Here is a 21322-nt window from a genome sequence, read left to right on the forward strand (position 1 = left end):
ATTTATGCAACGTGCTGTGTTTGGGGCGTGATGATTGATTTAGCCTCTGAACTGCAAAAATCAATCGTGTTTACTGCTGTAGCTTGTAACGTTTGTTGATCCCACTTGAGTAACTGCACATCACCGATTTCTGTTTCTGCAATGAGAGTACAATTTTCAACCCAATCACCATCATTAGCGTAAGTGATGATGCTGTCATTAATCGTATGTTGTGATAACTCTGGCTGGTGGATATGACCACAGATAACCATGTCGACCTGTTGTTTGGCGCAATAGCGTAATACCGCATCACGGTACTGATTAACGGCTTGCTGGGCTTTGTTGACGCGGAGTTTGATGTAGCTGGCTAATGACCAATAGGGATACCCTAGGCGACTTCTTACCCTATGTAATTGGCGATTAAGCCAAAGCAACACATCATATAAATGGTCACCTAGTTTGGCATAGGCTCTGCTGACACAGACTTGTGAGTCAAATTGATCGCCATGAAGCATTAAAAAGCGTTTGCCGCTAATCGACTCATGAATATGCTGTTTGGCGAGGGTAATGCCCCTAAAGTGACTGTTTGCATAAGCTTTAAAAGCCTCATCATGATTACCAGGGATATAGATCACTTGTGTGCCGTTACTGGCCAGCTCGAGGATTTTCTTGATGACGTTATTGTGGCTATTGGGCCAATAGAAGCGTTTTTTTAATGCCCAAATATCGACAATATCGCCAACTAAATACAAGTAGTTACTTTGACTATGGTTTAAAAAATATAATAAAAACTCAGCTTTACAATCAATGCTGCCTAAATGGACATCCGATATCCACAGAGCATGAAACTGCTGGATTTTCCCCTGCTGAGTTAAGTGAGCTAAAGGTTGGCGGTGCTGATGTTTTTTTTTGCTGTGCGAGATCATCGGTCATTCACCCTAATACACAGATTGCGTCAGTGTTGATTTAGGGTAGGGCAGTTAGTTGACGCTAAGGTGAACGATTTGTTGCAACTTGATGAATCAGTCATTAAGTAAAAATGTAATGGGCAGACAATAAAAAAGGAAATGCATAGGCATTTCCTTTTAGCTTTGTTTATAAATTCATGTCTATAAAGTCATGTTAAGGCATTAAAAAGCCCTAATATAAAGCTGATTAACTATCTCGCGGCATCAATAATAGCTTTAGCCATTTCATCGGCAACAGAACCCGTAGTGCGGTTCTCGCTATCAGCACGTTCAAAAATAGTCAGTAGGGTATTGTAAATCTGCTCAACCTTGGCAGTAGAGGCGGCTACGTCATAGTGTTTCTCAAATGACACATTGATAATGCCGCCAGCATTAATCACGTAATCTGGGGCGTACAAAATACCCATTTGTTTGAGTTTTTCGCCGTGGCGCACTTCTGCTAATTGGTTATTGGCACAACCGGCAACGATGGTGGCTTTTAATAGTGGTAAGGTGGTGTCATTAAGGGTGGCACCTAATGCACATGGCGCATACACATCAACATCTTGGGTGTAGATATCTTGCGGAGCAACAAGAGTTGCGCCAAATTCATCGGCGACTCGGTCTAATGAGGCTTGATGAATATCGGTGACCACCAGCTCAGCGCCGGCATCATGTAAGTGTTTACACAAGTAATAGCCGACATGACCGACGCCTTGCACTGAGACTTTAATCCCTTTTAGGCTATCAATACCACGTTGATGTTTTACGGCGGCTTTTATGCCCAGATAAGTGCCTAATGCCGTCTGCGGTGAAGGATCACCTGATTTGCCTTCAAGACCGGCTACGAATTCAGTTTCACGGCTGGCTATCATAATATCCGCTGTGGAAACGCCAACGTCTTCAGCAGAATAATATTTACCACCTAAACTGTTCACAAAGCGTCCGAATGCAAGAAATAACGCTTCACGGTCGGTTGTTTTGGGATCGGCGATGATCACCGCTTTACCGCCGCCCATGGCAAGACCCGCTAATGCATTTTTATAGGTCATTCCACGAGATAAGCGTAGTACATCGGTTAAGGCTTCATCATCCGATTGATAGTTCCACATACGACAACCACCCACGGCAGGACCTAGGTTAGTATTATGGATGGCAATAATGCCTTTCAGACCACTTTGCTTATCATGACAAAAGACCACTTGTTCGTGTTCATCGAACGAAACATGATTAAAAACTGCCACGTGACATCTCCGCTTGAAAAAATGAGTTTTTCGCCCCTTATGTTACTTGATGACATAAGGCGCCAACGACTGCTTGTTATATTTATTGCAGCACGATAGCATTTAGGGATACTCTGAACAAAGCTTGATTGAGTTATTTTTGTGATTAGTGTGGCAATTTAGCTTGCCACCTTACGTAAACGTAAGGTAATTTGTGTTACGTGATTGTTTTGAAGCTATATTAAGATTGTTTTGTGATTAACGAGCAGGTGAGTTTTCGTTCTAATCTGCATTATAACAATAAGATAGGAAGTATTATGACTGAAGAAGTTGCAGAAAAGGTGGCACAGCCAACGCCAGATCCAGAAGCTCAAAGACAAGAGTGGGTGCGCACTCAATTCCAAAAGGCGAATCGGTTTTTGGCTGAAAAGGGCGTGATCCCAAACAAAGTGCTTACTGATGAAAGCCGTTATCTTGCGCCCTATTTAGCCATTTGGAAGATGGAATCGAAACAACCTAAAAAACAAACTTTTTGGGTTATGTCAGGTGATTTGCCATCCGATTATGTTGATGTGAAAGTGGCGGAAACGGCTCGTGATGCGATTAGACATTTTTCGATGATGTGGCAGCTCAAAGCAGAAAACTTGCATAAATCGGGCGTAACAAAAGACCCAACTCAACTGAAGTTTGCGCAATTGCTTATCTCGCGAGCAGAAAGTTTATATAAAATGAACCAAGATGAAAAACTGTGGGCTTAATAAACTGAAGCAACAGAGATAAAAAAGGCACTATTAGTGCCTTTTTTGTTATCTCCAGCTAAGCATGATGATCCATCTTGCTTGCCATCATAAGATCAGTGGCTTATATGCTACTCATTATTCGCTTTCGTCTTCGGCTAAGTAGAATAACCCTTGATTAAGTAATCCGGTCAGAACGTCAAGAGCTGCTGCATTGGCGGTGAATAAATTAGCCTCTTGTGGCGTAAGCCTCACCTTGTTAGCCAAGAGTTGCAGCATTTCATTGCTAGCATCACCAAAGACGTAAACGTCGCCATTGATAAATAAACGTGGTTCGCTGTCCTGCTCTAATTGTAATACTTTCAGGCCGCCGATACGTTGAATGATTGCGCCTTGCTCAACAGCTTCTAATAAATCCGCTGCGGTTAATGGCTCTTCACCTTCACAAACATCAAGCTCGAAACGACTTTGACTGAGTAATTTACCTAACATGGTTTGGTAGCTGGCGGGATCTTGTGCCAATTGCGCCAACAAATCCATGATCCCTTTTTGGTGTGTCTGGCTGATAAGACCCGGTTGTGCCGGTTCATCTGAAGAGGTGAAACGCTTCTGACCTTGGTTGCTATCAATCAAGGTATCGGCTAATTCGGTTAACAGTTCTTGCTGACTCGGGGCTCTAAAACCGATTGAGTATGATAAGGCTAGCGATAAGGTTTCGCCGCAATGTGGATATCCTGGTGGAATGTATAATACATCGCCTTTTTGCAATATCACATCGATAATGGGTTCGAAATCGTCAACCAAAGGTGAGTTAGGATTATCGCCGCGACGCTTGTGCTGGCCTTTATCACCCACTTTCCAGCGACGTTCGCCATCACCTTGAATGATAAATACGTCATAGTTATCGATATGCGGTCCAACCCCACCACCGGGAGTGGCAAATGATGCCATTAAGTCATCAAAGCGCCAGTCGGGTAAAAATCGAAAGGCTTCGACTAAAGGTTGTGAGTCTGGATACCAATGGTTTACGGCTTGAACTAATAGCTGCCAGTTGTCTTCACCAAATTGGTCATAGTCTTCAAATGGACCTTGGACCACATCCCAGTCATTGCCTTTGGTGATCACCACTCGTGAAGATATTTCTTCTTCACAGGCAAGACCTGCAAGTTCATCTGCTGCAATAGGATCTTCAAAGTTGATAAAAGCCTGTTTGATCACCAGCGGTTTTTGTTGCCAATGCTGCTTAATAAAGGCTTGGGTATCAATATTTAATGTGTACATCATTGACCTCAGTCGAGATATTTGTCAGTGGTTAATGCAATAAAAAAGCGGTCACATATGCGACCGCTAATGATATGCATAAGCTTATAAAACTATTTTAGCTCATCAACAAAGGCTTCTGCGCGGCCAATGTAGTTTGCAGGGGTCATTTTTTTTAGGTCGGTTTTGACTTGTTCAGGTAGCTCAAGGCCATCAATAAACACGGCAAGTTGTGCAGCATCAATACGCTTACCACGAGTCAGTTCTTTTAACTTCTCATACGGCTTTTCAATGCCGTAACGACGCATAACGGTTTGCACCGGCTCAGCCAATACTTCCCAGTTTTTATCTAATTCAGCTAAAAGCTGTGCTTGATTCACTTCTAACTTACTAATGCCTTTTAAGGTCGCTTGATAAGCAATTAACGAGTGCGCCATACCCACGCCTAGATTACGTAATACGGTTGAGTCCGTTAAGTCACGTTGCCATCTTGATACCGGTAATTTGGCGGATAAATGTTGCATCAGCGCGTTAGCGATACCTAGGTTACCTTCAGAGTTTTCAAAATCAATTGGATTGACTTTGTGCGGCATAGTTGATGAACCAATTTCGCCAGCAATAGTGCGTTGCTTAAAGTGGCCTAATGCAACATAACCCCAAATATCACGATCAAAATCGATTAAAATAGTGTTAAAACGAGCAATAGCATCGAATAATTCTGCGATGTAATCATGTGGCTCAATTTGGGTGGTATACGCGTTCCAGTTAATGCCAAGACTGGTCACAAAACGTTGTGAAAGTTCGTGCCAGTTGACTTCAGGGTAAGCAGAAATATGTGCGTTATAGTTACCCACGGCACCGTTAATTTTACCCATAATCTCAACAGCGTTGATTTGGTTTAGTTGACGATCTAAACGCACTGCAACGTTAGCCATCTCTTTACCGAGAGTCGATGGTGATGCAGGTTGCCCATGGGTGCGAGACATTAACGGCACGCTTTTATTGTCATGAGCTAATTTTTTGATGGCATCAATAATCTGCTGGCATTGCGGCACTAACACTTGTTCGCGCGCTTCTTTTAACATTAAGCCATGAGATAAGTTGTTGATGTCTTCGGAGGTACAGGCGAAATGAACAAATTCATCAATGGCGACTAACTCGGCATTGTTGGCAATTTGTTCTTTAATAAAGTACTCAACCGCCTTCACGTCGTGATTGGTGGTGCTTTCAATTGCTTTAACACGCAGAGCGTCTTGTTCGCTAAAGTTGTCCTTGATGCTGTCTAACAAGGCTAATGCGGTTTCGCTAAAAGGGGGAACTTCTTCAATCTCTGGGCAGCTAGACAATAGCTTTAACCAGTTGATTTCAACTTGAACACGGTACTTAGTAAGACCGAACTCGCTGAAAATCCCTCGTAATGAGGCGGTTTTACTACCATAACGACCGTCTACCGGAGAGATAGCAGTTAGTGCGGAAAGATCCATTTTAAGCTCCTTGATGAACTTTGTTGTAGGGTGATTCGATTAATTGTTATTTTGGCTTTGTTTTGCTGTATCAAATATGGATTTACGGGCAAACACTAAATGGCGGCGTTTGCCACCTAATTGGCGCCATAATACTGCGCTGCGCATGGCTGCAAGCAGTAACGCGCGAATTTTTTGTTGTACCAGAGATTGCTTTAAGCAATCGGGATTACCCGATATTTGTAATTTAGGCCCTAATTCACTGATGATGTCGCTGTAAATACTGGCCAAATTGGCAATAACTTGTTCATCAGTAATCGCAAAATGGGTTAATTGGCGATGCACTTGATTGATGCGTTCCGCTAGCATGCCTAAACCATTAGGTGAATGGGCTAGCTTGCGTTCAAGGGCTAACACGCCGACTAAGTAACGAGTGGTTTCAATATCTTTGTTACCGCCATCACCGAGTTGATTTTGGATCAGTTGATAACCGTTATCTAAAATGGCTTTATCTTGATAAACATCAGCCGTTGATTCTGGCTCTGTCACTAAAATAGTATTAAGCGTAGCAGCTAGGGCGTCTTTATCGCTTTCACCGTGACGAGCTAAATACTGGACCTGGCCAATCGCCTGTAAAATACCAGCGAAGGCCATGGTGCGTTCAAACAAGATGTTGTCTGGAGTTTGGCTCACGGCTTATCCTCGGATTAAGGTATCGATTATGCCGCCACCTAAACAGATGTCACCATCAAAAAATACTGCTGATTGCCCAGGGGTCACTGCGGCAACCGGTTCATCAAACATAACGGTAATATTGTCTGAGTCATTATAGACGAGTGTGCAAGCTACATCTCGTTGACGATAACGGGTTTTTACCGTTATGTGACAGTTATTTTCAGGTCCTTTGCGATCAACCCAATGCAATTGATTGACTGTCATGCCGCTTGACATTAAACGAGGGTGATTGCCCCCTTGTGCGACAATTAGCACATTGCGTAATAAATCTTTTTCAACCACATACCATGGATCTTCATTACTATTTTTCAGACCACCAATACCCAAACCTTTACGTTGTCCAAGCGTGTGGTACATCAATCCTTGATGTGTCCCAATCACTTCACCTTCAGCGTTTTCGATATCGCCCGGTTGAGCCGGTAAATAGGTCGCTAAGAAGTCGGTGAATTTACGTTCACCGATAAAGCAAATACCGGTGCTGTCTTTTTTGTCGTGGGTAATTAATCCCAGTTTTTGGGCTATTTCACGCACTTGATGTTTTTCAAGTTCACCGACAGGGAACAAGCTGCGGGCAACTTGTTCGTGGCTTAACGTGTATAAAAAGTAGCTCTGATCTTTATTACCATCAACTCCGCGAAGCATTTCTACGCTGCCATCGCTATTATCACGTCGGCGGACATAATGGCCCATGGCGATATAATCGGCATCTAAAATATCGTCCGCAAATTCAAGAAAGGCTTTAAATTTAATTTCTTTATTGCACATGATATCGGGGTTGGGGGTGCGGCCGGCTTTGTATTCTGCTAAAAAATATTCGAATACGTTATCCCAGTATTCGGCAGCAAAATTGACGGTATGCATTTTAATGCCTAGCTTGTCGCAAACTGATTGTGCATCTTTTAAATCATCAGCAGCCGCGCAATATTCATCGGTATCGTCTTCTTCCCAGTTCTTCATAAACAGACCTTCAACTTGATAGCCTTGCTGCATTAACAAGTAAGCTGATACTGAAGAGTCCACACCGCCGGACATGCCGACAATGACTTTTTTACCATTTGAAGTAGGGCTAAGTGATGTCATAAATCCTAAAAACCTTGAAGATAGATAATATGTATATTGTGCCGCAATGCCAATGTTTCAAGGCGATTGAGCTAGATTTTTGTTCGTTGTGAGCCTGAATGTTGTTGCATGCACATTTCGACGAGATTAATTAGTTGACCGTCAAGTGCCGGCTGAATTTTATGGTCAAAATCTATTCGATATAAACGGTTTTCTGTTTAAATAAGAATGCGCTGCAAGTCTTAAAGCAAACTGTCTACGTAAACTAATATCTTACAACAAAGACCTTCGCTTACCAATAAGTGCACCTGTTTAGCCGATCCCTATGAGTAGCATTTTGGGCTTCTTTCTACTAGGTTAACGCTTATTTATGAACAACAACGACATGTCATAAGCTCTGCCTAGTATAAATAGCCGAAACAGCTGCAAAATTCACCTTTAAAGATCCTCGAGTCCTAATAAACATGACATTTGTGCGGCGCATATTCTATCACGCATTCGCTGAATGGGCTATCTTGAGGCGTATGCAAATAGCCCAAGACAAGGCTCTAAAAATAATCGACATTGAACAGTGATAAAGGGGTGTGCTGTGGTAAAAGGTTTTTATCAGCTTGTTGTAAGAAATCTTCAATACTTTTTACCACTAATGGGCTGCGAAGTTGGCTACCAAGGGCGATGATTTCAGCAAGACTGAGCCAGTGAGTATCTGTAATGGCATTATCGCGAGGTTTAGCGTGTTGTTGCTTGGTCAGTTCAATACAAAAGGTATAACGAACGAACGCTAAGTTTGCAGATGCTCTAAATTGATAAATGCCCACTAAGGCTTGTGGTGTTAACTCAAGACCGGTTTCTTCAACAATTTCACGGGCGCACCCATTGATAATCGATTCATTCGCCTCTAGATGTCCAGCTGGTTGGTTAAATTTAACCGCACCATCAATGCATTCTTCCACTAATAAAAATTTGCCTTGGCTATAAATAACGCAAGCTACAGTGGTATTCGGTTTATAACGTTCGGTCATAATTCCCTCTGATCCTAAGATGCTCAACTTGTGGTTATTTAGCGGTGCTCATCACTTTGTATTCGCCATTAGGTAAATCATCTAGACACCATTGACCTATTTTATAACGGATTAGTCTTAAGGTTGGATGACCGACATGGGCTGTCATACGCCTAACTTGGCGATTTCGACCTTCGCAAATTTGTACTTCAAGCCAAGTGGTAGGAATGGCTTTTCGCTCTCTCACTGGCGGGTTTCTAGGCCAAATATCAGGCGAGCCCATTACGTGGACTTTTGCAGGCAAAGTCATTCCGTCTTTCAACTTCACGCCTTGGCAAAGTGCATTTAACGCCTCATCTGACGGTTGCCCTTCAACTTGAACCCAATAGGTTTTAAAGGTTTTTTGAGTCGGCTGAGTCAACTTTGCTTGCAGCTGTCCATCATTGGTAAGCAATAGTAAACCTTCACTATCACGGTCTAAACGTCCTGCTGCATATACATCGGGAACCGGAATAAAGTCTTTTAGTGTTTGGCGGCCCGCTTCATCGGTAAATTGGCACAACACATTAAAAGGTTTATTAAATAGCACTATGACGGGATTTTCAGTCCGAGGTTTTTGTGGCAGCCGCGATTTTATCCTGTTGCGATTGGCTGCATTATTGGCTGCATTACTGGCCGCACTTCTGGGCACAACATTGACTGATTTAGTTGACGCGTTAACGCTGTTTGTAGCTGTTTTTTTGAATGGACTGAATTTACCGATTTTTGACATAAAGGTATGGTTAACATCCCTAGGTTATAAGAGTGAGTGATAAGTGAGCGAATATAAATCAATTTATGATAGTTTACTGCGTATTCGTCCTTAGTGGAATTTGAAAATGATTAAGAATGATCTATGATGTCCGCCTAAAAAGTGTGATCTATAGCTAATTTATCATTCTGGGGCATCTGGTTTACCTGCCAAAGCTCAGCGGTTTGAGAACAAAATATAATAATAAATGGGATCGGCGATTTCACATACTTGGCAGACTAAAAAGATGCGCCAAGGTTGCAAGTCAAGGTTTACTTGCGCGTGTGTTGTCAACGAAAATCCATTAAATGCTTACACAATTTATTCTAATAAATTGATAATTTACAATAATGTAGGAAATAAAATGAAAGATAACACTCCAACGATTATATACACAGAAACCGACGAAGCGCCGGCACTGGCTACGCTGTCTTTCTTGCCTATTATCCGTACCTTCACTAATGCAGCAGGCGTAAAAGTTGAAACCCGTGATATTTCTTTGTCAGCTCGTGTTATTGCTCACTTCCCTGAAAAATTAACCCCAGAGCAAAAAATTGCTGATGCGCTAACAGAATTAGGCGAATTGGCTAACCAGCCAGAAGCCAACATTATTAAATTACCTAACATCAGTGCCTCAGTTCCGCAGTTAAAAGCCTGTATTGTTGAACTTCAAGCAAAAGGCTATGACATTCCTAACTACCCTGATGAGCCTAAAAATGACGCTGAAGTTGAAGCTCAATCCCGCTATGACAAAATTAAAGGCAGTGCCGTAAACCCGGTATTACGTGAAGGTAACTCAGATCGTCGTGCACCGACGTCAGTGAAAAACTACGCCAAGAAAAACCCCCATTCAATGGGCAAATGGTCGAGCGCGTCTAAGTCTCACGTTGCTCATATGAACGAAGGTGACTTCTACGGAAGCGAACAGTCTGTAACCTTAGCAGCAGCAGATAAAGTCAATATCGTGTTGACCCAACAAGACGGTAAAGATGTTGTGCTTAAGAGTGGTTTAGCGCTATTGGCTGACGAAGTTATTGATTCTTCAGTGATGAGCAAAAAAGCGTTAGTCGATTTTTATGCTCGTGAAATCGAAGCGGCAAAATCAGAAGATGTTTTATTATCTTTGCACCTTAAAGCCACCATGATGAAAGTGTCTGACCCAATATTATTTGGTCTTGCCGTGAAAGTGTTCTTTAAAGACGTCTTCGATAAGCACGGCGCGTTATTTGCTGAACTCGGTGTTGATGTAAATAACGGCTTTGGTGATGTGTATGCCAAAATAAGTACCTTACCAGAAGCTAAACGTAGTGAAATTGAAGCTGACATTGCCGCTGTTTATGCTGCTCGTCCAGCACTTGCTATGGTTGATTCAGATAAAGGCATCACTAACTTACACGTACCAAGTGACATCATTATTGATGCATCAATGCCAGCCGCAATCCGTTCGTCAGGGAAAATGTGGGGCCCAGATGGCCAGTTACAAGACACCAAAGCGATGATCCCAGATCGTAGCTACGCGGGTGTTTACCAAGAAACGATTGCGTTCTGCAAAAAGCACGGTGCATTTGACCCAACCACAATGGGCAGTGTGCCTAACGTGGGCTTAATGGCTCAAAAAGCAGAAGAATACGGTAGCCACGACAAAACCTTTGAAATTATTGCGCCCGGTACGGTTAATGTGATTAACCAAGCAGGCGATGTATTAATGAGCCATAACGTTGAAGCTGGCGACATTTACCGTATGTGCCAAGTGAAAGATGCGCCTATTCGCGACTGGGTTAAACTGGCCGTTAAGCGTGCACGTTTAAGCAATACACCAGCGGTATTTTGGTTAGACAGTCATCGTGCTCACGATGCTGAGTTAATTAAAAAAGTGACTCAATATTTATCAGAGCAAGAAACTGCTGGTTTAGATATTCAGGTGATGTCACCAGAAGATGCAACACGTTTCACCTTAGAGCGGATCATCAAAGGTGAAGACACTATTTCGGTAACGGGTAATGTATTACGTGATTACTTAACCGATTTGTTCCCAATTCTTGAATTGGGCACGAGTGCGAAAATGTTGTCTATTGTGCCGTTAATGAGTGGCGGTGGTTTATTTGAAACAGGTGCGGGTGGTTCTGCGCCTAAGCACGTACAACAAGTGGAAAAAGAAGGTCATTTACGTTGGGATTCATTAGGTGAGTTCTTGGCATTAGCGGCTTCTTTAGAGCACTTAAGTCAAACGACCAACAACCCTAAAGCACAAGTGCTAGCAGACACGTTAGACGTGGCTATTGGTAAGTTCCTTGACACCAATAAATCACCCTCTCGTCGTGTAGGTGAACTTGATAATCGCGGTAGCCACTTCTACCTAGCGATGTATTGGGCACAAGCATTAACTGAGCAAACAGAGGATTCAGCGCTGGCTGCGTATTTTGTACCATTGGCTAAATCATTGGCTGCAAATGAAACGGTTATCCTTGCGGAGTTGAATGGTTCACAAGGTCCTGCCGTAGATTTAGGCGGTTATTACCGTTTAGATGCTGCGAAAGCTGAACAAGCGATGCGCCCAAGTGCCACATTAAACCAATTTTTTAAGGGCTAATGTCTGCGGGTAACGCCTTCGAGGTGATTGCGTGGTGATGACATCAACAGCGATAGCGTCAACTGAAGTTGTCATCTTGACTAAATTGAGACTAAAAACCTCAACGCTGGCTAACAAACGGTTAAATAATTATTTATTTTTGTTCATTGAGGTTATTTAAGTCAATAAAAAAAGACAGGGATTAAAATCCCTGTCTTTTTGTCTTATAGTCTCACCAATTATTTTGTTGGCGAGATGGCTGAAGCATGCATTCCTTTGGGACCAGCTTCAACTTCGAAGCATACAGGTTGACCTGCTTTTAAGGTACGATAACCTTCCATTTCGATAGTTGAATAGTGCGCAAATACATCTTCGCCACCCTGATCAGGGCAAATAAACCCGAATCCTTTGGCGTTGTTGAACCATTTTACAGTTCCGTTTGCCATACTTCCACTTCCTTCTATTGTCTACTTACCAGTAAGATAGTAAAACTTATTATCCAGCGGTCTATTATTCGCCGCCTAACAAATAGAATGAAATTTGTACGAAAAGATGTCAAGCAGTAATTAACAAAAAGGCAACATTTAATTAATTTAATAATATCAAGTGGTCGGGAACCAAACGAGAGGCTAGTATTAAACAATGGCTAAAATAGGCAGTGTAGAACATATTGAAGAAAAGGTTGAATCTAAGCTACAACCACCCCATATGTATAACGTGGTGCTAAACAATGATGATTACACCCCGATGGATTTTGTGGTAGAAGTATTACAACGTTTCTTTGAGAAAAATGAACAGCAAGCTGTTGATATTATGTTAGCAATCCATAACCAAGGCAAAGGATTGTGTGGTGTGTTTCCATTTGGAATTGCAGAAACAAAAGTTTTTCAAGTAAATCAGTTTGCAAGAGAAAACCAACATCCGTTACTGTGTACGTTAGAGAAAGCATAATATCGATTTCTCACAGTCTGTGGTTAAATTTAGGGGGTGCTTATGCTGAACAAAGACCTGGAAGTCACCTTGAACCTAGCGTTTCAGCAAGCTAGAGATTCACGTCATGAATACATGACAGTAGAACATTTATTATTAGCGCTGATTGATAATCCCTCTGCTTATGAAGCATTAGTTGCTTGTGGGGCGGATGTTAATCGTTTACGAGAAGAAGTGGCTAATTTCATTCAACAAACCACACCGATTATTGCCGAATCAACTGAAGAGCGTGAAACACAGCCTACCTTAGGATTTCAACGTGTTCTGCAACGTGCGGTTTTCCATGTGCAATCATCTGGTCGTAATGAAGTTTCTGGCGCCAATGTGCTGGTTGCTATTTTTAGTGAGCAAGAATCCCAAGCGGTTTATTTACTGCGTCGTTGTGAGATTACCCGCTTAGATGTGGTTAATTTTATTTCTCATGGCATGGGAAAAGAAGACGATTCTGGCGAACCACAAGATCAAGAACGCATTGATGATCAATCTGAAAATGCCGAAGACCGTAGCATGTTGGCGCAATTTGCGGCTAATTTAAACCAATTAGCGCAAGACGGTACTATCGATCCATTAATTGGTCGTGATGCTGAAATTGAACGTGCGATTCAGACACTCTGTCGTCGTCGCAAAAACAACCCCTTACTCGTGGGTGAAGCTGGCGTGGGTAAAACGGCTATAGCAGAAGGTTTGGCTTATCGCATCGTCAACAAACAAGTGCCTGAAGTGATGGCCAATGCGACCGTGTATTCGTTAGATTTGGGCGCATTATTAGCGGGCACTAAATACCGTGGTGATTTTGAAAAGCGCTTTAAAAGCTTATTAAAAGAATTAGCTGCGGATGAGCATGCTATTTTATTTATTGACGAAATTCATACCATTATTGGTGCTGGCGCCGCTTCTGGTGGTGTGATGGATGCGTCTAACTTACTCAAACCATTGTTATCAAGTGGTAAGTTACGTTGCATGGGGTCAACGACGTTCCAAGAATATCAAAGCATTTTTGAAAAAGACCGTGCTTTAGCACGTCGCTTCCAAAAAATTGATATCAATGAGCCTTCTGTCGCTGAAACCACCAAAATATTGATGGGGCTTAAATCTAAGTACGAACAATACCATGGTGTACGCTATACCCAAGCGGCCATCAGTAGTGCAGCTATCTTATCGGCAAAGCACATTAATGACCGTCATTTACCCGACAAAGCGATTGATGTGATTGACGAAGCGGGTGCGCGTATGGTGATGATGCCGCAAAGCAAACGTAAGAAGACCATTGGTCAAGCTGAAATAGAGGCTATCATTGCCAAGTTGGCGCGTATTCCTGAGAAGTCGGTATCGTCGACTGACAAAGATATGCTGCGTAACCTAGAACGCAACCTTAAGATGGTGGTATTTGGGCAGGACAAGGCTATTGAGAGCCTCAGTTCCGCTATTCGCTTGTCGCGCAGTGGTTTAGGCTCAGAGAAAAAGCCAGTGGGTAGCTTTATGTTTGCCGGCCCGACAGGGGTAGGTAAAACCGAAGTCACCAACCAATTGGCTAATTGTCTCAATCTTAAACTCATTCGGTTTGATATGTCTGAGTATATGGAACGCCACACTGTGTCGCGTTTAATCGGTGCTCCTCCAGGTTATGTTGGTTACGATCAAGGTGGCATGTTAACCGATGCTGTGATTAAAAACCCACATTGTGTGGTGCTACTTGACGAGATTGAAAAGGCGCACCCTGATGTATTCAACTTGCTATTACAAGTGATGGATCACGGTACGTTAACTGACAATAACGGTCGTAAAGCTGATTTCAGAAATGTGACGTTAGTGATGACAACCAATGCTGGCGTGCAAGAAACTATTCGTAAATCGATTGGCTTTAGACAGCAAGATCATACTCAAGATGCCTTAGCTGAAATCAATAAAATCTTTTCACCTGAGTTTCGTAATCGATTAGATTCAATCGTATGGTTTAATCATTTGGATATGACAGTAATCGCCAAAGTGGTTGATAAGTTCTTAGTTGAGTTACAGGCACAACTTGATGATAAACATGTCACCTTGGATGTCAGTGACGAGGCTCGAACCTTGCTTGCGGAGAAGGGATACGACAAATCGATGGGCGCGCGTCCTATGTCGCGTGTGGTGACCGAATTGATTAAACGCCCACTAGCCGATGAAATTCTATTTGGCGTGCTTGAAAGGGGCGGTGTTGCGCACATTGACGTGAAAGACGGTGAGATCAATATCAATTGTGAGTCGTTAGAAAAAGTGTCGTAGTCATTAACGATACAATTGAAAAAGATGACCCATGGGTCATCTTTTTTATGTGTGTTAATTGCGCCTAATACCGTTTCTTGATAAATAAGTCATCAACTCAGAGCGTTACTCACTGTTCAATTCAATGGGTATTGATGGCAAAATGGGTATTCCCTTTTTAAATCAATACAACATAGCAGTGGAGCGTATGAGGTGCTTCTGCAAAACGGATTACAACCATCGCTATGCTTGGTTGAATGCTCTGATAAAGGGATACCCATTACGTTGAACATTCGTTTTGTTTGATGCGTGTTGCTTTGCGCTGAGTACACTTTACTTATGCAGTTTGGTATAACAACAAAAAAACCGACAGGCAGTCGGTTTTTACATTGTTGAGGCTAGCGATTAACGTGCGCGGAAGACGATACGACCTTTTGATAAGTCATAAGGAGTCAACTGAACCGTGACTTTGTCACCGGTTAAAATACGGATGTAGTTTTTGCGCATTTTGCCAGAGATGTGGGCTATCACCACATGTCCATTTTCAAGCTCTACGCGGAACATTGTATTTGGCAAGGTCTCAAGGATAGTGCCCTGCATTTCAATGTTGTCTTCTTTCGCCATTAATTAGTTATCCCATTAGCCTTCAAATATGAAAAAATCGGGCGTATCATGCCCCAAAAACCCTGAACTGTAAAGGGCGTTAACGAGAAAGAGGTGTAAGATTTTCGCCAACTTGCCAACCAAGTGCTGTTAAAATTTGATATGGACGGTATTGGCGTTTATAACTCATTTTCCTATTTTGATCAATTTGATAGCCCAAATACAAAAATCGCTTACCCAATGACTTTGCCAATTGGCATTGAATTAAAATCATCAGTGAACCCAAGGATCGTTCAGCATAGTCCGGGTCGAAGTAACTGTAAATCGCCGAATAACTCTGTGCCATATCATCGGTGACCGCGACTGCAATTAACTTCTCATGATCAAATACTTCGATATACATTGGCGGCAACCAATCAGATAATAAAAAATCATCATATTGGCTTTGTGATGCCGGGAACATGGGTCCATCGCTGTGCCGTTCATTAATGTAACGCTGGTACAAAATATAATGTTCAGGCCGTGATGTATGGCTGACTTTCCAATGTAAATCTCGGTTGTTCTTTAACGTGCGTTTCTGACGTTTTGATAACACAAAATCGTTCACATTCAATCGAATAGACTGACAGGCTTGGCAGTTTGGGCAACGTGGTTTATAAATGGCATTTCCATTACGACGAAACCCCATAGCCAGAAGTTGTTCAAATAATGCTGCGTCAACTTGTGGTTCCTGGATGACCAACAATTGTTCTTTATTGCCTTCAATATAGTTGCAATCAAAAGGTTGGCTTATGCCGACGCTGACCGATTTAGAATTCAATTAACACCTCTTGTTTGTGCCATATTGACGCTGAAATGGCTTGATCTCGATATTGATGAAGTATCGACAAAAATTTGCGTCTTGGTAGGGCGTTAGCGCCAAGGCTGAGCAAATGTGGGTTTATTATTTGGGCATCAATTAACTGGAAATTATTTTTCACCAAGTGTTGATTCAGTATAGCAAACGCAGCTTTTGATGCATTAGTTTGGCGATGGAACATCGATTCACCGCAAAAAACACCTCCTACCGGAATACCATACAGACCACCGACAAGGTGTTCGCCATCCCACACTTCAATAGAGTGAGCGCGCCCTTGAAGATGAAGTTCATAATAGGCCATTTGAATTTCTGCCGATATCCACGTGCCACTTTGGCTATCGCGAGGCTGTGCACATCCCGCGACTACGTCCAAAAATGCATGATTAATGGTATAGCGCCACGTTGATTTTTTAAGAAACTTAATCAAGCTTTTACTGCCAAAAGGTTGAGTCGGCGTGAACACAGCTCTAGGGTCGGGCGACCACCATAAAATCGGGTCATTGGCATTAAACCAAGGAAAAATACCTTGATAATAGGCTTGTATTAAGCGGGTGGGCTGCAAGTCTCCTCCAATGGCTAATAAGCCATTAGGATTAATGAGGGCTTGTTCCGGCGAAGGAAACTCGATGGATTGATTTAAATAACACAGTGAGTTCAAATTGAGTATATTATTTGTAATATCGTATCGTTAACTTAGCGGAAATTAGCCATGTTTAAAATCATAACTGTGAGTATGAAGAGTATTTTTGCAGTATTGCTGACAATTTGCCTTTTTTTTGGCCAAAGCCAAGCTGCTTATGAGCGAAATCAAGCGGTCCCCGTTGAGAAAGTACTGTATGGACAAATTGAATCGGTAAAGCAGGTGAGTGAAAAACAGCTGGTTGAAGACAGTCACAGTGGTTGGAAAACCTTTGGTGGAGCCTTAATCGGTGGTGTTATTGGCCATCAATTTGGTGGTGGTTCCGGTCAAGATGTTGCCACTGTCTTGGGGGCATTGATCGGTGGGGGGATCGGAAGTCAGCATGGTAACCAACAATATTATTTTGAAACTAAATTAGTTGAACTAATGATAAAGCAAGAAGATGGCAGCCAAGTTATGGTGATCCAAGATGCGGATCCTGGAATGAGTTTTGCTGCCGGAGATGAGGTTAGGGTGGTTTACTTAACCGGTTATGTCAGAGTCGACCTTGCAATGTGATAATGCGAGTAAAATAACAGGAGCCTAGGCTTCTGTTATTTTACCCGCAGTCGTCAATACCTGTTTTGCAATACAGTATTATCTGTTATTGCCACGTTTTATTAAAAACCTTGAGGCAATGTTTGCTTACCGATTGTATTTTCGAGTTTTTGACGCCACAACTGCTTAGGGGTTAATCCACCTGAGGTTGATTGAACCTTTTTAGTCGGTGTTTTTTTCGCTGCAGTTTTTGCCGATTCTTTTCGCCTAGGTTCAGCGACTAATCCGCACGTGGTTGTCAGTGGTACTTTTTTTACTGAAGATGCCGTTAAATTAGCATGCATAGCGTCGAGTTCGCTAAAACGCACTGATTTTGCGCCGTCGATTTTATACCAACTGCCCGCTTGCTCAATTGAAACGGGTTTGCCAGATTGATTTTCAAGTGCCGTTTGTAATTGGCTGATGACCTCTTCTTTAGTCAATGTTGTCATAGTTAATAACCTACTTGTTATCACGTTAAATTAAGGTTGTAACTAATTTTAAAGTGTTAAGTTATCAAAAGTCCAATCCATGCCAAAATTGTCGAATTATCAGTCAAAAAGTCGTTTTTATCGACAGTTTATTGGGACGTTATTGAAATAAATAACTTTAGGCTATACGAATATTACCTGTCTCAGAGGCTTGTGTTTCTCATTGATTTAGATCCTAAAATATCTGTATTTTAAACCGTTTTTAGGTTGCATAAGCTTCGCGAGTTCGACCATATTCGGGTAAACTGGTGGTATCGCCATTCAGTATTATATGAATGAATATCGTGTGAGTCCGTATGGTCAATATCATTATCAATAACCTTATATTGTCTACTGGCTGAGGTTAGTTAAATTTTTAGGGGTTTTATGTCCAAAAATCATCAAACATCAGTTATTTCACGTCAAGAATTGGCGTCCTATCTTGATACTTTTTTAAACGTGAGTGCGTTTAAAGATTATGCGCCAAATGGGCTGCAAGTCGAAGGTAAGTCGAACATTCACACCATAGTCACCGGAGTTACAGCTTGTCAGGCACTAATTGATGCTGCGATAAAGGTCAACGCTGATGCAATTTTGGTTCATCATGGTTTTTTTTGGAAAAATGAGCCTGACGTCATCACTGGCATGAAATATCGTCGGATCAAAGCATTAATGGATAATGACATTAGTTTATATGGCTATCATTTACCGTTAGATGCACACCATGGTGTGGGTAATAATGCCCAATTAGCCCAACAATTAGGCATTATTAGCCCAAGAGTCTACGAGCCTGTGGCTCAGGATTTATTATGGCATGGTCATTTAGAACACCCATTAACGGTTGCCGAATTTAGCGAGTTACTCAGCAGTGTATTAAAACGTAAACCGTTGCACATAGGTGATGAAACCAAAATGATCTCGACCTTGGCTTGGTGTACCGGAGGTGCACAAGACTATATTGATGATGCGGCGCAAATGGAGGTTGATGCATTTATTAGTGGTGAAGTATCAGAGCGGACTTTCCATGCAGCAATCGAGCAAGGGTTACATTACTTTGCCGCTGGGCATCATGCGACAGAACAATTTGGCATCCAAGCTTTGGGTGAGCATTTAGCGGAAAAATTCAATATTGAGCATCATTTTATTGATATTGTAAATCCCGTGTAATTTGACAATATCGTAATGCTTGGTTGCGCCGGCGCTGATGTTCATTGCGTTACCGGCTTTAGTCTTAGGTAGATAACCGATGTTTAGTGCTGTTTTTTGACAACATTGACTTAGCTATTGGCATTAAACGAAGTCTACATAATGGGTGATGGACAAGACCATGGATGTATCATATTGCCTTTTATTTGTTAAGGATCCGTAAATGACCGAGTATTTCCTACAAGCTTTTATTTATTTAACCGCTGCGGTAATCGCTGTTCCCTTAGCCAATAAATTAGGATTAGGTTCAATACTCGGCTACCTCATTGCCGGGGTTGTTATTGGGCCAATTATCGGTTTAGTCGGCAGTGAAACCAACACGATTCAACACTTCGCCGAATTTGGCGTGGTGATGATGTTGTTTTTAGTTGGGTTAGAGCTTGAGCCTAAAATGTTATGGGCGATGCGCAACCGTTTACTGGGGCTTGGTGGCTTACAAGTTGTGGGGACTATTTTGGCCGTGATGGCCTGTGCGACTTATGCTGGATATGGGCTCAGTACAGCGTTAACCATAGGGTTAATTTTTTCCCTTTCATCTACCGCAATTGTGTTGCAAACCTTATCTGAAAAACGCCTCAATAAAACCCATGCCGGAAAGAACGCATTTTCGGTCTTGCTGTTTCAAGACATAGCCGTCATTCCCATGTTGGCCTTTATTCCGTTATTAGCCTTACCTGAGTTAGTTGAGAAAGCCCAAGCTGCTGTTAGTAGTATGAGTGAACAACACGAGCAGTTAAGTCTCGTGGCTTCATTACCAGGTTGGGCATATGCCATTGTACTGGTATTAGCTATTGGTGCTGTGGTGTTAGGTGGGCATTATCTCAGTAGGCCATTATTTAGGATGGTAGCGGACTCAGGAGTACGCGAAATATCTACTGCCGCAGCGCTTATGTTGGTGATTGGGATTGCAGCGTTAATGAGTTTGGTTGGTATTTCACCCGCATTAGGTACCTTTTTGGCGGGCGTGGTACTGGCTAATAGTGAGTTTAAACATGAACTAGAGTCCAATATTGGGCCTTTTAAAGGATTGTTATTAGGACTGTTTTTTATCACCGTGGGTGCTGGGATTGATTTTTCGGTGTTATTTGCCGATTTTAGCGAGATTATCTTAATGACCTCTGGGGTGATGCTAATTAAAGGGATTGTACTTTATTTATTGGCATTAATTTTTCGAATTAAAGGCAGTGATCGTTGGTTATTTGCCTTAAGTCTTGCTCAAGCGGGTGAGTTTGGCTTTGTATTATTAAGTTTCAGCGTGCAACAGCATGTGTTGCCTGCAGAGCTGGCACAAACCTTGTCGATAGTGGTCGCGTTATCGATGTTTTTAACCCCAGGGTTGTTCATTTTGTTCGAAAAGGTGATCTTTCCTCGTTTTCAGAAAAAAACCAATCAACGCGCCCAAGATAATATTGACGAGGTTGGCTGTGTGGTGATTGCTGGTATTGGTCGTTTTGGCCAAGTTGTTAATCGATTATTGATTTCCAATGGCATTAAAACGGTGGTGCTTGACCATCAAGCCTCACAAGTTGACTCGATTAGAAAAATCAATACTAAAGCCTATTATGGCGATGCTACCCGTCCAGCTTTATTAACAACAGCGGGTATTGCCCAGGCTTCCTTGTTTGTTGTCGCCATCGATAATCGTGAAAGCAGTGTTGCGTTAGTGAAATATTTACATCATACCTACCCCAAACTTAACATCGTTGCGAGGGCATTCGATCGCGGCCACGGGCATTTATTAAAAGAAGCGGGCGCCGATATTGTTGAGTCAGAAACCCATCATTCTGCACTTGAAGTGGGCGCGGCGTCATTGCGCTTATTGGGCTATTCTGACGATTTTGTCAGTAAGCGAAAGTCGACGTATAAACGGGTTGAAAAAGAAGCATCTAAACGTCTATATACTCAAGTGAATTCAAACTGCAGGTTTTAATTTCTGAAAGTTATCATTAATTGTATCACCGAGCGTGTCAGCAA

20 protein-coding genes are annotated in these 21322 nt (G+C 42.3%); 7 read left to right on the forward strand and 13 right to left on the reverse strand.

The features are described 5' to 3' along the window. Positions 1 to 2 precede the first annotated feature (2 nt). Positions 3 to 905, reverse strand: a complete 903-nt coding sequence (locus tag AAEZ02_RS11405) for a UDP-2,3-diacylglucosamine diphosphatase (RefSeq protein ID WP_124013901.1) — start codon at positions 903 to 905, stop codon at positions 3 to 5. Between the two features lie 233 nt (positions 906 to 1138). Beyond that, positions 1139 to 2170, reverse strand: coding sequence for a Glu/Leu/Phe/Val dehydrogenase dimerization domain-containing protein (locus AAEZ02_RS11410; protein WP_101030955.1), 1032 nt, complete (start codon positions 2168 to 2170; stop codon positions 1139 to 1141). 296 nt (positions 2171 to 2466) lie between these two features. Between AAEZ02_RS11410 and AAEZ02_RS11415 the strand changes: the two genes are divergently transcribed. Next, entirely contained in the window at positions 2467 to 2907 is a 441-nt protein-coding gene (locus AAEZ02_RS11415; protein ID WP_124013902.1) for a DUF4826 family protein, read from the forward strand. A gap of 117 nt (positions 2908 to 3024) precedes the next feature. Here AAEZ02_RS11415 and AAEZ02_RS11420 read toward each other — a convergent pair whose 3' ends face one another. The 6 genes from AAEZ02_RS11420 to AAEZ02_RS11445 form a co-directional block, all read right to left on the reverse strand. Beyond that, complete coding sequence (locus AAEZ02_RS11420) at positions 3025 to 4167, reverse strand: ribosomal protein uL16 3-hydroxylase (RefSeq protein ID WP_351123135.1); 1143 nt, start codon at positions 4165 to 4167, stop codon at positions 3025 to 3027. Positions 4168 to 4259: 92 nt separating this feature from the next. Continuing rightward, positions 4260 to 5630 carry an adenylosuccinate lyase gene (purB, locus tag AAEZ02_RS11425; protein WP_124013903.1) on the reverse strand — a complete coding sequence of 457 codons (1371 nt, stop codon included), beginning with the start codon at positions 5628 to 5630 and terminating at the stop codon, positions 4260 to 4262. 39 nt (positions 5631 to 5669) lie between these two features. Beyond that, a complete protein-coding gene (hflD, locus tag AAEZ02_RS11430; RefSeq protein WP_351123126.1) occupies positions 5670 to 6302 on the reverse strand; it encodes a high frequency lysogenization protein HflD in 633 nt (210 codons plus the stop codon). A gap of 3 nt (positions 6303 to 6305) precedes the next feature. Beyond that, complete coding sequence (gene mnmA, locus AAEZ02_RS11435; RefSeq protein WP_124013904.1) at positions 6306 to 7424, reverse strand: tRNA 2-thiouridine(34) synthase MnmA; 1119 nt, start codon at positions 7422 to 7424, stop codon at positions 6306 to 6308. A gap of 527 nt (positions 7425 to 7951) precedes the next feature. Beyond that, the gene (locus AAEZ02_RS11440) at positions 7952 to 8425 is read right to left on the reverse strand and encodes an NUDIX hydrolase (protein WP_124013905.1); all 474 of its coding nucleotides are present in this window, start codon (positions 8423 to 8425) and stop codon (positions 7952 to 7954) included. 34 nt (positions 8426 to 8459) lie between these two features. Continuing rightward, entirely contained in the window at positions 8460 to 9176 is a 717-nt protein-coding gene (locus AAEZ02_RS11445) for a pseudouridine synthase (protein WP_351088929.1), read from the reverse strand. Between the two features lie 382 nt (positions 9177 to 9558). Between AAEZ02_RS11445 and AAEZ02_RS11450 the strand changes: the two genes are divergently transcribed. Continuing rightward, positions 9559 to 11784: an NADP-dependent isocitrate dehydrogenase gene (locus AAEZ02_RS11450; protein ID WP_124013907.1), complete on the forward strand. Its 2226-nt coding sequence runs from the start codon at positions 9559 to 9561 to the stop codon at positions 11782 to 11784. A gap of 218 nt (positions 11785 to 12002) precedes the next feature. On the opposite strand, the gene cspD is transcribed toward AAEZ02_RS11450, so the two are convergent. After that, on the reverse strand, positions 12003 to 12209 hold the full coding sequence (cspD, locus tag AAEZ02_RS11455) for a cold shock domain-containing protein CspD (protein ID WP_101030973.1): 207 nt from the start codon (positions 12207 to 12209) through the stop codon (positions 12003 to 12005). A gap of 196 nt (positions 12210 to 12405) precedes the next feature. On the opposite strand from cspD, the gene clpS reads away from it, so the two are divergent. Further along, positions 12406 to 12714: an ATP-dependent Clp protease adapter ClpS gene (gene clpS, locus AAEZ02_RS11460; RefSeq protein WP_124013908.1), complete on the forward strand. Its 309-nt coding sequence runs from the start codon at positions 12406 to 12408 to the stop codon at positions 12712 to 12714. A 42-nt stretch (positions 12715 to 12756) separates the two neighbouring features. Further along, the gene (gene clpA, locus AAEZ02_RS11465; RefSeq protein WP_124013909.1) at positions 12757 to 15015 is read left to right on the forward strand and encodes an ATP-dependent Clp protease ATP-binding subunit ClpA; all 2259 of its coding nucleotides are present in this window, start codon (positions 12757 to 12759) and stop codon (positions 15013 to 15015) included. 384 nt (positions 15016 to 15399) lie between these two features. On the opposite strand, the gene infA is transcribed toward clpA, so the two are convergent. The 3 genes from infA to aat all read right to left on the reverse strand — a co-directional run bounded on the left by infA (position 15400) and on the right by aat (position 17114). Next, the gene (infA, locus tag AAEZ02_RS11470) at positions 15400 to 15618 is read right to left on the reverse strand and encodes a translation initiation factor IF-1 (protein WP_011496276.1); all 219 of its coding nucleotides are present in this window, start codon (positions 15616 to 15618) and stop codon (positions 15400 to 15402) included. A gap of 79 nt (positions 15619 to 15697) precedes the next feature. Further along, positions 15698 to 16417: an arginyltransferase gene (locus AAEZ02_RS11475; protein WP_124013910.1), complete on the reverse strand. Its 720-nt coding sequence runs from the start codon at positions 16415 to 16417 to the stop codon at positions 15698 to 15700. Further along, a complete protein-coding gene (gene aat / locus AAEZ02_RS11480; RefSeq protein WP_124013911.1) occupies positions 16407 to 17114 on the reverse strand; it encodes a leucyl/phenylalanyl-tRNA--protein transferase in 708 nt (235 codons plus the stop codon). The genes AAEZ02_RS11475 and aat overlap by 11 nt, the downstream gene beginning before the upstream one ends. A gap of 51 nt (positions 17115 to 17165) precedes the next feature. Between aat and AAEZ02_RS11485 the strand changes: the two genes are divergently transcribed. Then, positions 17166 to 17654 carry an outer membrane lipoprotein gene (locus AAEZ02_RS11485; RefSeq protein WP_372491477.1) on the forward strand — a complete coding sequence of 163 codons (489 nt, stop codon included), beginning with the start codon at positions 17166 to 17168 and terminating at the stop codon, positions 17652 to 17654. A 101-nt stretch (positions 17655 to 17755) separates the two neighbouring features. On the opposite strand, the gene AAEZ02_RS11490 is transcribed toward AAEZ02_RS11485, so the two are convergent. Then, the gene (locus tag AAEZ02_RS11490) at positions 17756 to 18124 is read right to left on the reverse strand and encodes a hypothetical protein (protein WP_124013912.1); all 369 of its coding nucleotides are present in this window, start codon (positions 18122 to 18124) and stop codon (positions 17756 to 17758) included. 432 nt (positions 18125 to 18556) lie between these two features. Between AAEZ02_RS11490 and AAEZ02_RS11495 the strand changes: the two genes are divergently transcribed. Together AAEZ02_RS11495 and AAEZ02_RS11500 are read left to right on the forward strand one after the other, a co-directional pair. After that, on the forward strand, positions 18557 to 19309 hold the full coding sequence (locus AAEZ02_RS11495) for a Nif3-like dinuclear metal center hexameric protein (protein WP_124013926.1): 753 nt from the start codon (positions 18557 to 18559) through the stop codon (positions 19307 to 19309). 202 nt (positions 19310 to 19511) lie between these two features. Further along, positions 19512 to 21278 (forward strand): monovalent cation:proton antiporter-2 (CPA2) family protein, encoded by a 1767-nt coding sequence (locus tag AAEZ02_RS11500; RefSeq protein ID WP_351123129.1) that lies wholly within the window; start codon positions 19512 to 19514, stop codon positions 21276 to 21278. Positions 21279 to 21322 lie beyond the last annotated feature (44 nt).

This window comes from Shewanella sp. T24-MNA-CIBAN-0130 (assembly GCF_040310185.1).
Classification (GTDB): Bacteria; Pseudomonadota; Gammaproteobacteria; order Enterobacterales; family Shewanellaceae; genus Shewanella; species Shewanella psychromarinicola.

Coding starts and splice junctions, on each gene's coding strand:
- AAEZ02_RS11415 (WP_124013902.1), top strand. CDS start 2,467: ATGACTGAAGAAGTTGCAGAAAAGGTGGCACAGCCAACGCCAGATCCA.
- clpS (WP_124013908.1), top strand. CDS start 12,406: ATGGCTAAAATAGGCAGTGTAGAACATATTGAAGAAAAGGTTGAATCT.
- mnmA (WP_124013904.1), bottom strand. CDS start 7,424: ATGACATCACTTAGCCCTACTTCAAATGGTAAAAAAGTCATTGTCGGC.
- cspD (WP_101030973.1), bottom strand. CDS start 12,209: ATGGCAAACGGAACTGTAAAATGGTTCAACAACGCCAAAGGATTCGGG.
- AAEZ02_RS11440 (WP_124013905.1), bottom strand. CDS start 8,425: ATGACCGAACGTTATAAACCGAATACCACTGTAGCTTGCGTTATTTAT.
- AAEZ02_RS11490 (WP_124013912.1), bottom strand. CDS start 18,124: ATGACAACATTGACTAAAGAAGAGGTCATCAGCCAATTACAAACGGCA.
- AAEZ02_RS11420 (WP_351123135.1), bottom strand. CDS start 4,167: ATGTACACATTAAATATTGATACCCAAGCCTTTATTAAGCAGCATTGG.
- AAEZ02_RS11500 (WP_351123129.1), top strand. CDS start 19,512: ATGACCGAGTATTTCCTACAAGCTTTTATTTATTTAACCGCTGCGGTA.
- clpA (WP_124013909.1), top strand. CDS start 12,757: ATGCTGAACAAAGACCTGGAAGTCACCTTGAACCTAGCGTTTCAGCAA.
- AAEZ02_RS11445 (WP_351088929.1), bottom strand. CDS start 9,176: ATGTCAAAAATCGGTAAATTCAGTCCATTCAAAAAAACAGCTACAAAC.
- AAEZ02_RS11450 (WP_124013907.1), top strand. CDS start 9,559: ATGAAAGATAACACTCCAACGATTATATACACAGAAACCGACGAAGCG.
- AAEZ02_RS11485 (WP_372491477.1), top strand. CDS start 17,166: ATGTTTAAAATCATAACTGTGAGTATGAAGAGTATTTTTGCAGTATTG.
- purB (WP_124013903.1), bottom strand. CDS start 5,630: ATGGATCTTTCCGCACTAACTGCTATCTCTCCGGTAGACGGTCGTTAT.
- AAEZ02_RS11405 (WP_124013901.1), bottom strand. CDS start 905: ATGATCTCGCACAGCAAAAAAAAACATCAGCACCGCCAACCTTTAGCT.
- infA (WP_011496276.1), bottom strand. CDS start 15,618: ATGGCGAAAGAAGACAACATTGAAATGCAGGGCACTATCCTTGAGACC.